Origin of the sequence: Chromobacterium vaccinii (assembly GCF_000971335.1) — a bacterium.
Lineage (GTDB): Bacteria > Pseudomonadota > Gammaproteobacteria > Burkholderiales > Chromobacteriaceae > Chromobacterium > Chromobacterium vaccinii.
The window spans coordinates 67,413-81,278 of sequence record NZ_JZJL01000006.1; the positions used below are offsets into that span (position 1 = coordinate 67,413).

Genomic DNA, 13,866 nt, shown 5'->3' on the forward strand with positions numbered 1-13,866 from the left:
AAGAGGCGGCGGCGACGAGTATTTCCGGCAACTGGTCGATGCCGTCGCGCGGGAGCTAGGGGGGGGGCTGCCATGGGCTACGCGATTCCGCTTGCGCCGGCGGACGGTTTTGCCGATATGCGGGCGTATGCCGGGGAGGTCTTGCGCCGGATTGCATTTTGGCGCGCGTGTCAGCCGCCGCCAGGTCCGCATGGCGAGGCCGGGCTTGCGGTCCGCGCGCACATCGCCGCTCTTTGGCTGGCGGATCTGGCTGGGTGCGGCTGCCAGCTTCCAGCGGACGCGGATGACGATCTCGCGTCTTGGGGAGAGTGCCTCCGGACTGATCCGCTTGAGGCTTTTCGCGCGGCGGCTGCCGCGGAACGCATCGTGGCCTGGCTTTGCCGGCATTCGCCCAGCTTGTCGCGCCTCCAGACGGACGAAGATGACTTTATTCGACGCCATTCGCAGCTTGGCATCAAGCCGCCGGAGCATCCGCCGGAAGACGGCGCCGTTCTGGCTCGGGCCGCCACGCGCGGCGCGCTATCGATGGAGGCGTCCTTGCTGACGGCGGAGGAGTTGTCGCAATGCCTGTCCGCGCATTTTGGCTGCCAGGAGGTGTTGTCCGGCACTGACGAAGCGATTCACCAGGCATTCCAGGCCTGGGTTCGGCAAAACATCGAATCCGGCGCTTTCGATGATGCCAAACTGACTGGCCGGCAACTGTTGTCGCGCTTTCTGGAACAGCGGGAAGCTGTCGTGCTCAGTTTTCTGGAGCGCGACGATGGCTTGCGGAGGCAGATGAGAGCCACGTCGGCAATCAATATGGAAAACGGTTGTCGGCCTTTGGCCGACGAACCTGGCGCCGGGCAGCAGAGGCGATTGTCGGCACAGCCGCTGCGGAGCGAAAACGGAAGCTGGCTCGGGGTGCGGCATGGCGCGTTGATCGCTCTGGGCATGGCGGATCGCATTGTCGATGAAAATTCCCGCATGAGCCCCGATATGGTTTATCTGTCGTGCAATGAGGACGGGGAAGACGGCGATGCCCAGCGTTTGCTGGCGGAGGCGGAGGCGGCGGGCTGGCGCGTGGATTTTCAACCAGATTTTGAGCCGAGCGCGGCTGAAATCAGCGGCTATGCCGGCTATTTCGCGCCGCTGGTGGGTTATCAACCGAAGGTCGGCGATAGACTCAAGCTGGTGGAAGGTCCGGCTTGCATTCATGCGCAGTCGACGGGAGGAGGCTGGGTGGTGCGCCTGGCCAGCGGCAGGCGGCGGGTGTTGAGTCATGCCAGGTTTTTCGATTTCATCGAATCAGTCATCGACGGAGATTACATCGTGGCATGATCCGACCTTATCCCCGTCCAGACGAAATTATCGAGGCCCGCCTTGCGGGCCTTACCAATTTGTAAACTCTGGCGGCGTGCCGTCCGACAGCATGACATCCTGCATCCATTGCTTCATCTGGAATTGCAGATTGACGGCGCTCATCGTCGCCGTCGTCAAAGGCGCCCGCAGCGGCTCCTCAGGGCAGGTCAGCGCCAGCGCACGTTGCAGAGCCGCGCGTTGTTGCTCCAGAGTGATGAAGGCGGGCCCGCCGTTAGAGTTCTTGAATTGTCGTAGCAGTTTGGCGATTGCGCCTATATGGGCCTGCTTGTCCTCCGGGGCATTTGACGCCGGCGGCGGCAATTGCCGCAGCGCGGCTAGCAGGGCGATCGCCTGGGCATCGAGGGCTGCATCGGGGTCGGTGCCTGGCGCGGCTGCGGCGGAGGATGTGGGCGACGCATCCGCCAGCCGCTGCTGTAGCGGGACGATGGCGTCGATCGCCGGATTCGCAGAGGCGTCGATAGCGTTGTTGATGATGGGATGGATCATGCGATAGGGTCCTGGCGATCGTCGTCGCGATGAGATGGCGCCGCGCCGGCAGCCAGCGCCGACAGGCGCGGACCGAGCTGGCGTTGAAATTGCTCCAGCGCGGCGACGGATAGTTGCCGGCATTCTTGCGGCAAGGTATTGAGGCGATGCGACAGTTGGCGGCTAGCGGGCTCCAGATACTGTTCCGGCGAAAACTCGGCCGCTTGATCGGCGCAGCGCATGATGAAGCGATCGTCGTCGTGATAGTCGATCTGAATGGCGCCGAACCAGTTGTCCGCCAAAAGCGCCATCAACGCGGTTTGCTGCGACCGGGCGCGTTTGGGAAGCTGCAAATGCAGGACGGCGTCTCCTGATGGGCCATCCCTGGTGCGCAGCCACTCGTCCAGCAGCAACAGCAGGGTGTCGGGGTGATCCACCGCCGCAGCCAGCATCGCCCGAGCCTCTTCGGACAGATGCTCGCGCCAGCGCGTCGCCTGCGCTTGGCTGTTTGCCAAGTGGGCCGCCAGCTGATCCAGCGCGGCCAGCATGCCTTGCTGATAACCGTCCCGATAAGCATGGCGCCGGATCGCGTCAGCCTCTCGCTCGGCATCGTCCAGGCACTGGCGCGCGCGTTTTCTGGCCTGCTGGTCCAGATTGTCGATCCGGCGCAGCCGCCGCAGTTGCTGACTGCGGATCAGCACGCCGTCAGTAATGGTCGGCTGGCGGGGCAAAGGGATGTCTCCGTGCATATTGTAAAGCCAGGGTCAGTAACAGGGCGTTGGAGGGGGGAAATGCCGCCGCCTCGTTGTCCACAACGGGAGAGAATTGCAGCGGCAGCCGCTGCGCCATGGCGGCGGGCAACTGGCCCTGCCAGGCCCGCAACTGGCTGTAGCCCGCGTTCAGCAGATCGCTGTGACGGAGCGCTCGTCCGGGCGGGGGGCAGGGCGACGCATCCAATGCCTGGCAGGAGAAGTTCTGCGCCCAGGCCGGCAAGCGGAGCATGGCGCCCTGCCAACTCAAGCCTGAGCGCAGAATCTGGCATCCCATCAGGTAGGCTGCCTGCGGCAGTTGCCGCCAGTGGCGCAGATAGTGGCGGGCGATGCTGTCCAGGGGGCCGGCGGGCCAGTGGATATCCAGTCCATAGCCGCTGATCAGCAGATCGTTGACGATGCCGCGCGCCTGGTGATTGTCGAGCCGCGCCGCCAGCCGCAGCCGCTGCGGATTGATATAGCCCAGAGGGTTGAACAGGATGTCGCGTACCAGCGAGGCCTGCTCGTCGCTGCCGGCATACGATATTGCCAGATTCCTAGCCATGCGGCTTTTCCCGCTGGCGCAACCAAAACCAGACGGCGGCGGCCGCCATCATTGTGGCCGCGACCAGCCCGGCCAGCAGCATGGGCAAACCATTCAGCTTGCTGGGTTCCGGAGCGCCGGCCTGCTGCTGTTGCGCCTCGCTGCGCCGTGATAGCACTACCGAAATATTGTCATACTCCACTTCGGCGAAGCTGTTCTTCAGAAAGCGCTTGATATTGTTGATCATCGGTTCCGGATCGATGTCGCGTTCGTATACCGCCAGCACTGATAGATGTACCGGCTGCGGCGGACGGCCGCCCTCGCCGGCGTCCAGGTCGTAGCTGACATGCACCCGGGCGGACAAGAGGCCGTCCATGGTCTGCAGCGACTGCTCCAGCCTTTGCTCAATGGCGGAGTACAGCCGGGCTTTTTCCGCCCGGGGCGACGATACCAGCGAATCGGCGGGGAACATCTGCGCCACCTCCATGCGCGGGCGCGACGGCAGGTCGTAGGTCTTCAGCCAATCGACGGCGGCGGCGAAGTCCGGCTGCGCCACCACGATGCTGATGCCGGTCTTGCCGCGGTCCTGCTTGTCGGCTTCGATATTGTGCCGCTGCAGCACGGCGATCACTTCATTGGCCTGCTGCTGGTCTAGTCCCTTCAGCAAATCCTTCTGCTGGCAGCCGCTCAGCAGCAGCGCCAGCAATGCCGCTTTCAGGCTGTTGCGCATCATGAGCGGAGCAGGCTTTCCACTACGCCCACGCCTTTGCGGGCAAGGGTGCTGAGCATGGACACTTCCAGGTTGTAGTTGGACGTGCGCTGCTGCAGCTGGAACAGCTCGGCGGGGTTGGAGAGGGACTTGGCCTGTTCGATCTTTTGCATGATCTGGTCTTTTTCTGCGCCGGTGGCGACGGCGGATTCTGCGAAGGCGTGGATCAGCCGATCTTCCAACGATACGGTTTGCTGGCTGCTTGGGCTGATATCGCGAATCAGGGCCGGCGCTTGCACGCCTGAGATCGGATTCATATAGGCATTCCTGGCAAGATGCCGGCGTAAGCGCCGGCATTTTGGGTTAACGGAAGTTCTGGATGATGGCGGCGTCAATGTCCTTGAAGGCCTTGACCACGTTGGATTGGGCGTTGCGGTACAGGTTGTATTCCGACAGTTTGCTTTGGTAGTCGGCCAGCAGGGTGGGGTCTGAGGGCGATGCCTTGAGCGCTTTCAGAGATTCATCTACTGCGCCTTGCAACTTGGTAGTGTCATTGAAGCTGGTTGATATTTCGTCGATATAAAGCGCCATGATCGGTTTCCTTTGATTAAAGCGGTTTGGGAAAATACCAGTGGCCGGCGTCCATCTTGACGTAGCCCTGGTTGCCATTCATGAAGGACTTGCCCTTGAGCCAGTTGTCCTTCAATTCAATGGCGAACTGCACGTAGCGGCTGCCCCATTGGCGGTAATAGCCGTCTATGAATTGGCGCGCGCGTTGCAGTTCGCCGTCTTCCAGCGTGCCGGAAATCACGAAGGTGACGCTGTCCGGATGATTGTCTCGGCGGAAGGGCAACGCCAGCCGCGCCAGGCCGGCTTCCGCTTCGCCTGCGGCGGTGGCGTCGTCCATCGCTACCAGCTCCACCTGATCGGCGTACGGCAGTTGTTCCGCCAGTTGCGCGTTGAGCCGCAGCTTGTCCGGCGCGATCAGCATGGCGCGTTGCTGGCTGATCCAGAGCTGTGGATGCCGCGGATCGCGCAGTTGCAGGCGGAAATAGGCCAGTTCCGGGTGCTTGTCCGCCAGCCAGCGGGCCAGGCGGTCGTTTTCCTGCCTGGGGCCGATCACCTGTGGTGGACGGGAAAAGTCGCCGCGCAGCAAGGCTTGTTGCGCCCAGTTGCGGTCACGCTCGTTGTTGGCGACAACATAGAGCTGGCCATCGTGTCCAGGCAGGATCTGAAAGCGTTGGGTATCGCGGCCCAGCAAGGCGGCTAGTTGTTCGGTCTGGCGTTGCGGCGTATCGCCCCAGCTGTCATAGGCGCCGTCCAACAACACTGCTCCGGTAGCGACCACCGCCAGCGTCAGCGCCAGCAGCGGCCACCAGCGGGCGCGCCGGCGGTCTGGCACCGGGGACGCGAGCAGTGCCGCGCCCTTGGGATGGCTGAGAATTTCCGGCAACCAAGCCAGTTGCTGCGGCCGCAGCGCCAGCTCTAGCCCCCCTATCCGCAATACTTGGTTGAAATCAGCCGGGTACTCCGCCACCTCATCCGAGCCCAACTCGCGAATGGTGGCGGCATCGTCCACCAGTACTTCAAAGTTGATGCCATCCTGATCCAGTGGCACATACAAGGTGTCGCCAGGCAGTTCCGGCAATTGGCGCGGATCGGCCAGCGCTTCGCCGGGACCTACCAGAAACAGCGTTCTGCCGGGCCGCAGCAGGAATTCGCAGCCGCGCAGCGGGCTATTGAGCAGACGCGCGACAATGGCGGCTGGCTCGAATGGGTGGTTGTCTTCTACAAGCATGGTGTCTTTATCAAGCGCTGCGGGAAGGTCCCGATCTTCGCTGCCACTGTAGGCGTGGCGGCCAAATCATTCCTGATGAAAAGGCGATCAATCTTGGCGGTCGTGATCAGATTCAAGCCGGCTACAGGTCGAGCCTCATGTCGCAGTCGATACCGCCTGCGGCGCGAACAATTCCGCCAAGCGGGGATCCTGTCTCCATGCCGGCAGCCAGGGGTAATTTCCGGCCTGCAGCTGTTGCCATAATTGCTTGGCCGCTTCCCGGCCATCGCGCGCCAGCACTAGCGGCAACAAGCTGGCGCGCATGTGGCGGCTGTCGATTTGCAAGGCCTGCAGCGGGGCGCGGTCGCCCGAGCTGGCGTATTCGACGCAGCAACGGTTGAGTTCAAGCAAGCCTGCTTCCTCGCCAGCCGCGCGCACGGCCAGGGCTAATTCCAGCGCTTCCCGGTGTTGGCGCCGTTGCGACAGCATCAGCGATAGCAGGCTCTGCAATACCGGGTGGTTTTGGCCATAGCGGCGCAACTGGCTCTGCCCAAGCTCCACCGCCTCATCGACGCGGCCCTGGTAGAAGGCCAGCCACAGCTTGAGCACGCCGGCGGCGATGCGGGAAGGATCGCGTTCAAGGCAGGTGTCCAGCGCCGCTTGCGCCTGGGAGAGCTGGCCTGACAAAAACAAGTGCCAGGCATGGTAGTAACACACCTCTACCGATTGCGGCATCAGCAGCCTAGCCTGTTCAAACAGCGCGTCGGCCAGCGCGCGTTCGCCGCGCAGGCTGCCCAGTAGCGCCAGCAATCCCAGCGTCTGCGGATGAGCGGCATCCAGCTCCACCGCCTTGTCCACCGCCAGACGGACCTGTGTCAGCGCCGCGTCCTGATCGAACAAACCGAGTTGGGCCAACGAGAGGTAGCATTCCGCCAGACCGCGCCAGGACGGCGCATGTCCGGGGGTATGGCTTGTGCATTGATGCAATTGGCTGAGCGCTCGGCGCAGGCTGGATGGCGAGTGCTGCCGCAGCTCATGCATGGCGTTCAGATAAGGGATGGCGGTATCCAGGGAGCCTAATTCGCGGGTATGGCCGCCGCGAAGATCGGGGATGCGCTGCACCAGCAGATCGCTCAGCCGGGCTTGAAGCGCCATCGGGTGCAGGCCGGCCAGAGCGATGCTCTCATGGTGAACCAATTGATGGCCGCGCGTACGGATCAACTCGACCCGCAAGATACAGGTCTCTCCCGCGCCTTGCGCTTGCCCGGCTAGATAGTAATCGGGAGACAGTTGTTCCAGCAGGGCGTGGATGTCGGCCACTCCATGGCAATGGCGAGTCAGCGTGGCGGGCAGCACGCGCAAGCCGAAGGGAGCGTAACGCGCCAGATTCTGCACCAGCGCGCCGTGCAGCGCCTGGCTGTCCAGCTGGTTTTCCGCGCGGAAGGGAAGCACGGCGACAGAGGCGCTGGCTTCCGTCGGGCGGTGTTGAGCCACGACCGCTACCGGACGGCAGAAACGGTAGCCCTTGCCGTAGACAGTATCGATGTACCGTTGCTTCTTGTTTTCCAATAGGAGGCGGCGCAGCGCGCAAATGCAACGGGTGAGCGACTCCTCGTTGACGTCGCCGTTCGGCCATACCCGGTCCAGCAGCGCATCCTTGCTTACCAGCTCGCCGGCGGCTTCCAGCAACGCGGTCAGCACGGCCAGTTCCTTGGGTGGTATGGGCAAGGCCTGGCCGTGATGAGTCAGCCTGCCATCGAAGTGCAGGATGAAGTCGCCAAACACAAATTGCCGGTTGATGAAGCCGTCGTTGTTCACCATCTCTATCCCCTGTCGCGGGCTGGGCCGCAAGTGCTCACAGCGCATGCCTTCCTTGGAAAATGTTCGCTATGATGTATATCATATCAAACATATTATCAGCGTGGGTGTGGATTGACAATGGGATTCCCGTCAGTTGCGAATTTTGCGGCGTAGTGGCGGGCGGTCAGAGGCGGGGAGCGTTTTCTGCAAGTCTCCGCCAGAGGTGTGCGCTATGGTTTAGCCCGCTCAGGACGGGTCATGGAGAGTATGAGTGCTCTGTCAGTCTCACTCTGAATGATGGAGAGTCGCAAGTTTTCATTCTTTATATCTAACTTTATTCATTTGATATGGCATGTCCTACTGACGAGGATTTTTAAACCATGATGATGTTTTACTAGATTCGGTGCTGAACTTGGAGGAGCTGGCAGTCTTCCTCAGAGTTTTTTCACGTCTCGATAGCACATAAGAGCATTTACTTTATGCTATGCGAAATGAGGCTTAAAAGTTGATGAAAGAATTTTAATAATCTAGGCCTGATTCATCTTCGCATCATTGTCACATGCTGTGAATTTTCGGCAAATTTCAATTTTTTAAGTACCGGGATGTTGGTAAGACAGTGATTGGACTGTACATTTTTTTGAATGTGGTAACTGAGGATGTATGGCACTCATCTTGGTGGTGGGGATGGTACGAACTATTAATCAATTTAGTGCTTTTATCTATAAATCGATTTGATATGACCTAAATAACGTACTTGGTTATCTACACTGATTGGGTGTGAACGGTGCACTGTTGCTTAATTTTATAAAATAATAATGATAAATTCATAGATGAAATTAGAGTAGCAAGAAAATGAGGCTTGTGTGGTTTTGTAATTTAATTTCATATCAAAGCAGCTGATATTTTAAAAGGCATGGCCTAATGCATAGGAATGATTTTGACTCGCTATTGGTAACCGACCGCGCATCAGTTAATTTGACAGAGGTGCTATCTCAAGGGTTGAGAGAGATGGGGGTGGACAAAAATAAAATTAGTCATTTTGATCATCATTCAACAGTGGTTATGAAGTTTGTTAATACTCCAAGCATCATGTTTTCTATGGGAGAGGATGGGGTGTGGATATGGAGTGCTTTTGATGGATTGAGTGAGAGTATGGTCTTGCAGCTATGCGAGGGAATTTCTCTAGTTTTGATGGAGCCTCTATTGTTGGGAGGAGGTGGAGAAATTGAATTTGAGCTTGGAGAGTATGGTTATGAGTTTAAAATCCTACTTGATTTTCAGTATTTTACTGATGGTGGTGTGTTTGCAAATGTCTTGTCAAATTTTTACTATAGGCTCGAAAGATTATGCACTGTTTTACAATGGGTTTGATCTAAATCTCGTGATGGTGGGTTTTATTGAGCGCATGCGCTTTTGACTGAGTGGCAGTTAGGTTAAGGCGTGTTTCATATTTAGAGCTTTTGTAGAGAACCATGGCTTACCTTTAGCGCTGACGCTATTTTTAATTGGGGGTGGTATGGACTTGAAATTTGATTCATCAATTGTAAATTTGAATAGGGTAACAGCGAGCGCTGCCCCGGATAGAGTGGGGTCCGAATTTGATATGAATCTTTTAAGTATCAGCAATGATGGAAGAGTGCCATCTGGTGCGAAGAGAGAGCGAGGTCAAGAGAGTCAAGGCTTGCAAGGTGAGTCGGGTAGTAAGCATCCGCGGATGGATAAGAAGTACGATAGTGATAGTGATAGTGAATATGAAGAAGGATACCAAAATTTTGCAGAGGGGGATCGATGGAAAGGGAGTGATTATGAGCATATTTCAAAAGTAAATACAGATGTGTTTAATAAGAATCAGCAAGCCAATATTAAGCGGTTGGGCAAAATTAGTTACACAGGGAGTGAATCGGAAATAAATGGCGGCATCTTTTCAAGTGATGCGGTGAAAAATAATAATGTTGCAGATACTAGACGTGGTGATTCTAGGTTTTTGACAGCAAATACGGCAAAAGTTTTTGAGCGTTCTTCGTTGAGAGAGGTCGAAGGAAAATATGTGAGTGCGTTGGGCGATTTAAATAAGAATTTGAGAACGATGAGCTTTGGTGATGCTATTGCTATGCTGCCAAAGGATGTGAAATTCAAAGTTGCTCAGTATCGTGGTTTGCATTATAGGGTAGGGGATGGTGGGTTTAGCAAAGAGCAACGGTTCAATCATAGAAAAACTAATGAGATTGCTAGGCCGATGTATTCGTTGGCGGCTTTGGATCAGGCAGGGTTTGATTTTGATATATCGAAATGGACAGAGTCTAATATTGAAAGATTAAGTGAAATTGGTCAAAAGATTAATGAGACTATTAGTGCGCTGAGGAAAATTAAATACGATGAGCAAGATCCTGTGCACTTGCAAGTGCGGAGCAGCCTTCCTTCGGCAACTGATAAATTTAATCCTAAAACCGTGCATGATATGCATAGTCATTTCTATTCAATGAACATGAATGATTATTTAGGAGATTTAAGCAGGGCGGTTGATGGCAGCGGGCAGGCTCATCGTCCGAAAGACATACTTTTCTCCGAGCTATCAAGTAAAAGAAATCCACGAGTTTCCACGGGAGATGTTCCTGTTCATGCAAATAGATATGCATATGGGGATAAGTCGTACAAGGGGGAGAGGGATAATGTGCTCTATCCTGAGTATAATAATCAAGCAACACCTAAAAACCGTTATGTTGGAAAGGTATATATAACATTGCACCCACTGGAGGACTATAACCCGGAAACTGGAGGGGTACAAATTCTTGACTTGCAAAAGCAGGGGAGAGTTAATTTAACTAAGGCTATTCTTAGCGAGGCTGAAACAACATTTGATGGCTATATCGAAAAAGATAGGTTGGTTGATCATAAAGTTGCAAAATTTCCAGATTTTAGTCGAGGGTATAAGATTTCATATCAATTAAAGTATGGGATGAGCGAAGAATTATTCAATGAGTTTAGGAGTGCTCTTGTAAATTCTAGTGGTAATAAAACTGTAAGAAATTATGTGGAGACATTATTGGTAAATCATTTGACAGAATATAGTGATGTTGAGCTTGTTGCTCGTGCTCAAGTAATGGCTCTTCGTCAGGAGGCGTGTGTGGTCTACAAGGCTGGTAATGAGTTTTCTTTTCAGCCACCCAAGATGGATAGAAACCAAATTGTTACATGGTCTTATTAGGTACGAACTTCCTCTAAAACGAAGTGGTGCAGATTGCTTTGATACTCCGTCATGTGGCGTGAGATACGATCGGCGCGTAAATTTTTCTAGATGAGTGGCGAAGGTATATCATATTGTATGAATGTGGCTAGTGTTTCCAATGATGAGAAATTAAGCAGCTAAATCGGAAAATTCTGTGTAGCGTGGTAAGGGATGCTCCAGAGAATAGCCTGTTTAATCTATAGGAGAGCTGGCAATAGTTTGATTGATTTATTTAGCAAAGATTTTATTTGATTTTAATTTGAAAAGATTATGACTATGCCACAATCTATTGGAAATTTTATCGATGCACCAATGTATGCTCATTTGGGGCATCAAAGTGCTATGAACGAGTTGTTTGGTAAGGTGAATGAGAGTCTATCCCTTGATCAGAAGCTTGGTAACTGGCATTCCGTAAAAGCATATTTATTTACCTTGGCAGTACGAGCGGAGGGGGGGTGTGGTGAAAGCATAGAGTTTTTAATGAATTTGGCGTTGGGTAAGGGAGAGGTCGCCAACTATGCGCAAGAATGTCTGTGCTCCGTGATGTACGGTGCAGATAGCAGTCGGTATGAGGTAGCCAATGCAATCAGAAGCTGTGCTCAAAATGCCATTATTATGGGGGGTGTGAGTGATGATTTTCTAGCTAAAAAGGGGTTGGTTACTGTTAAAGAAAGTGTGATGAATCAAGATTTTTCTAATGATTCTCCTAAGGTGCTTCTGATGGCTGCCGCTAGGGTCGATGGAGATGGGGAGCATTTGGATCCAGTTCCTGCGTTAGTCAAAGATCGTGTAAATGCATTCAATGAGCAAGGAGAGGTACCAGCCTGGTGGAGTAATTTTCCTCCAGCAGAAGGTGTTTTTTCAAGAGAGAGTATGGTGAGTGTATTTCTGGACTTCGCTAACCAAAGCGATGATGGGGCTAGCAAGGGGTCTGCAGGGGCTAATTTCCTCCCACTTCAATCTTATTTGGGAAGTATGAATAAGTTAAAAATTTCGCAGTCCGGAAAGGAGGATGGAAAAAATGGGCGCTTGATTTGGGATGCGGAAAATTTTGGCGAGATTGTCCTAGGGAAAATTAAAGGGATCGATGGTGCTTGTCAATTGGCACTGTCTAGGAGAAATGGCTTAGAATCTGCTATTTTAGATTGTAAAGTAGTAGATGGTAAGATATCTGTGGCTTTGTTTTATCCTGAGGGACTTGAGGATAACTATGCCGCCATTGTGAAGTTCAAGCTTTCCCAAGTATTGGGAGGCGTTGAGGGTTTGAAGTTTCATTCAGTTCCAATGAAGATGGATTCTGGCGCTGGCATGTTTGGCTCTAATTTGGCTGAGATGATTCGCAAGGATGCCCCCTTTTATGAATCGTTTCATCAGTTAACAGACTCTGAGCTTTCTGAAGTGAAGAGTATGCCTTTCGATAGTATTTTGAGCCATCACAAGCAATTGAAAGCGGAAAATGTTAAAGAAAATCAATATGATAGTGGATGGGCGGCGTCAGGGCTGAGTGAAAAGGCTGGCGGTGGCGAGATTTTTAAGCCTTTTTTGGGTTCGAATGTTTCACTCAATAAAAATACGACTATTGATCTGACCAGGGAAGAGAGGAAAGCAATTCATGATTATAGTGGAAGTTCATATCGTGATTTGAATAAAAATCTGCGCGATGGAAATGCTTTGGATGCTCAGCAGAAAATCATTGATGATAACCTGCAAAAAGTTTTTCAGAAACAGAGCCGTATCGACGTGGTTAAAACATTTAGAGGGTCTCGTGGTGGCTCCATGTATAGGGAGGAAGGGGTTGTTCATTCTACGTTGCAATATCTTTCAACTTCTCGCAGCGTGGAGCAGGCTGAGAATTTTTATCATTGGGGATCGAGTAAAAATTATCAGGCAGTGGTGTTTGGCCGGTCCGGCTTGGATATATCATCGATGTCGCAAATACCTAGCGAGAAAGAGGTTTTATATAATAGAAATACAAAATTTGAAACGATATTTTCCGCTTTTTATGAGAAAGACAATGTACATAAGACGGTTGTAGAGGAAGTGGGAACGAGAAGTGAGGAGGGTCGGAGAAAAACGGCAAATAATTTATCTGCGTTGGATCTTGCTGGAGGAGATCAAAGATGGTTGAAGAAGTTATAATGTCAATAAATGATCTGGTGTTGATCTAATGGAGGGTTTTCTTGGTAGCATGGTTTCGATGGGGTTGGGAGTCATACTTTTCTATTGTTAATTTTATGCTCAGTTATCGTGGCATGCAGCTTTATGTGAAAGTGGATGCCTTTGTTATTATTTCTTAAGTACGTAGTATTTAAATTTCGTTTCTAGTATTTTGGCTGGCGCATTCCATTCTGACACGATACGTAGGGATTGCCATCACATTCCCATCAGGATTCCCTCCCTCTCCTCCCGCACACTGATGTCATCCCGGCAATTGCCGTAGCCCGGAGCCGGCGCGATGACAGAAACCCATGTGCTTCACCCTTTGCAAACTCTGGAAACCTCAGGACGGCGCGAGATCGCCGGCCAGCAGGCCTGGTTGTTATTGCCGTTGGCAGGCGACGGCGCTCAGCTGAAATTGAGCTGGCCGACCGGAGACGAAAGCTGGACGCTGCCGGCAGCTTGGCAGGGCTTGCTGTTGCTGGACAGGTTGCGCTTGTCGGTGCAGTCGGGGCGCTTGAGCTTTCATCCCATCCGGCTGGAGCCGCTGGCCAAGCTGCTGGCTTTCATCGACGAAGCGCGCGCGCTGGCGCCGGTGAACGAGGCGGGGCGCTGTGGATGCTTGCTTCTGGATGACTTGTCGATCTGGTCCGAGAAGCGCCGTTGCGAGTATTGGTTTTTGCGCCAATTGCTGGAGCCGACGGAACCCTTTGCCGCGTTGCTGGCGCTGCTGCGCCGCAATGAGAGCTATTGGCTGGTGCGTTTTCTGCTGTCCAACTCCGAGTGCGGCGGAAAGCTGCAGATGCTTGGCGATCGTTATGGCGTATCCAGTTCCCATTTTCGCCGTCTATGCCGGCATGCGCTGGGCAATGCCGCCAAAACGACGCTGCGCGACTGGCGGGCGGCGCGCTCGCTGCTGGACGCGGTGGAGAGCAAGGAAAGCCTGACTCGGCTCGCGCTCAAGCACGGCTATGCCTCGGCTGCGCATTTTTCAAATGAAATCAAGGATTTGTATGGCGTTTCGCCGCGGGCCTTGTCCAATCTCATCCAACTGACGGTCAAATGAACAAGTTTTTG

General features: G+C 53.9%; 13 protein-coding genes. 5 read left to right on the forward strand and 8 right to left on the reverse strand.

Going from position 1 to position 13,866, the window contains the following annotated elements; all coding sequences use genetic code 11:
• The first annotated feature begins 72 nt into the window (after positions 1–72).
• A complete protein-coding gene (locus tag VL52_RS25295) occupies positions 73–1,320 on the forward strand; it encodes a hypothetical protein (protein WP_235429205.1) in 1,248 nt (415 codons plus the stop codon).
• A gap of 51 nt (positions 1,321–1,371) precedes the next feature.
• Here VL52_RS25295 and VL52_RS04555 read toward each other — a convergent pair whose 3' ends face one another.
• From VL52_RS04555 to VL52_RS04590, 8 genes are all read right to left on the reverse strand, one after another.
• Positions 1,372–1,848: a hypothetical protein gene (locus VL52_RS04555; RefSeq protein WP_046155925.1), complete on the reverse strand. Its 477-nt coding sequence runs from the start codon at positions 1,846–1,848 to the stop codon at positions 1,372–1,374.
• Positions 1,845–2,576: an oxygen-regulated invasion protein OrgB gene (locus VL52_RS04560; protein ID WP_144410157.1), complete on the reverse strand. Its 732-nt coding sequence runs from the start codon at positions 2,574–2,576 to the stop codon at positions 1,845–1,847. The genes VL52_RS04555 and VL52_RS04560 overlap by 4 nt, the downstream gene beginning before the upstream one ends.
• On the reverse strand, positions 2,533–3,141 hold the full coding sequence (locus VL52_RS04565; RefSeq protein WP_046155926.1) for a type III secretion apparatus protein OrgA/MxiK: 609 nt from the start codon (positions 3,139–3,141) through the stop codon (positions 2,533–2,535). The genes VL52_RS04560 and VL52_RS04565 overlap by 44 nt, the downstream gene beginning before the upstream one ends.
• On the reverse strand, positions 3,134–3,853 hold the full coding sequence (locus VL52_RS04570; protein WP_046155927.1) for an EscJ/YscJ/HrcJ family type III secretion inner membrane ring protein: 720 nt from the start codon (positions 3,851–3,853) through the stop codon (positions 3,134–3,136). The genes VL52_RS04565 and VL52_RS04570 overlap by 8 nt, the downstream gene beginning before the upstream one ends.
• Positions 3,850–4,146, reverse strand: a complete 297-nt coding sequence (gene sctI, locus VL52_RS04575) for a type III secretion system inner rod subunit SctI (RefSeq protein WP_046155928.1) — start codon at positions 4,144–4,146, stop codon at positions 3,850–3,852. The genes VL52_RS04570 and sctI overlap by 4 nt, the downstream gene beginning before the upstream one ends.
• A gap of 46 nt (positions 4,147–4,192) precedes the next feature.
• Positions 4,193–4,420 (reverse strand): type III secretion system needle complex protein, encoded by a 228-nt coding sequence (locus tag VL52_RS04580; RefSeq protein WP_046155929.1) that lies wholly within the window; start codon positions 4,418–4,420, stop codon positions 4,193–4,195.
• 16 nt (positions 4,421–4,436) lie between these two features.
• Complete coding sequence (locus VL52_RS04585; RefSeq protein WP_052729135.1) at positions 4,437–5,627, reverse strand: PrgH/EprH family type III secretion apparatus protein; 1,191 nt, start codon at positions 5,625–5,627, stop codon at positions 4,437–4,439.
• A gap of 135 nt (positions 5,628–5,762) precedes the next feature.
• On the reverse strand, positions 5,763–7,427 hold the full coding sequence (locus tag VL52_RS04590) for a HilA/EilA family virulence transcriptional regulator (RefSeq protein ID WP_046155930.1): 1,665 nt from the start codon (positions 7,425–7,427) through the stop codon (positions 5,763–5,765).
• Positions 7,428–8,327: 900 nt separating this feature from the next.
• On the opposite strand from VL52_RS04590, the gene VL52_RS23740 reads away from it, so the two are divergent.
• From VL52_RS23740 to invF, 4 genes are all read left to right on the forward strand, one after another.
• Positions 8,328–8,777, forward strand: a complete 450-nt coding sequence (locus tag VL52_RS23740; RefSeq protein WP_082113625.1) for an InvB/SpaK family type III secretion system chaperone — start codon at positions 8,328–8,330, stop codon at positions 8,775–8,777.
• A gap of 145 nt (positions 8,778–8,922) precedes the next feature.
• A complete protein-coding gene (locus VL52_RS24380) occupies positions 8,923–10,611 on the forward strand; it encodes a hypothetical protein (RefSeq protein ID WP_144410158.1) in 1,689 nt (562 codons plus the stop codon).
• Positions 10,612–10,902: 291 nt separating this feature from the next.
• The gene (locus tag VL52_RS23745) at positions 10,903–12,771 is read left to right on the forward strand and encodes an ADP-ribosyltransferase (protein WP_082113626.1); all 1,869 of its coding nucleotides are present in this window, start codon (positions 10,903–10,905) and stop codon (positions 12,769–12,771) included.
• Between the two features lie 316 nt (positions 12,772–13,087).
• Entirely contained in the window at positions 13,088–13,855 is a 768-nt protein-coding gene (invF, locus tag VL52_RS04610) for an AraC family transcriptional regulator InvF (protein WP_144410159.1), read from the forward strand.
• The last annotated feature ends 11 nt before the right edge of the window (positions 13,856–13,866 follow it).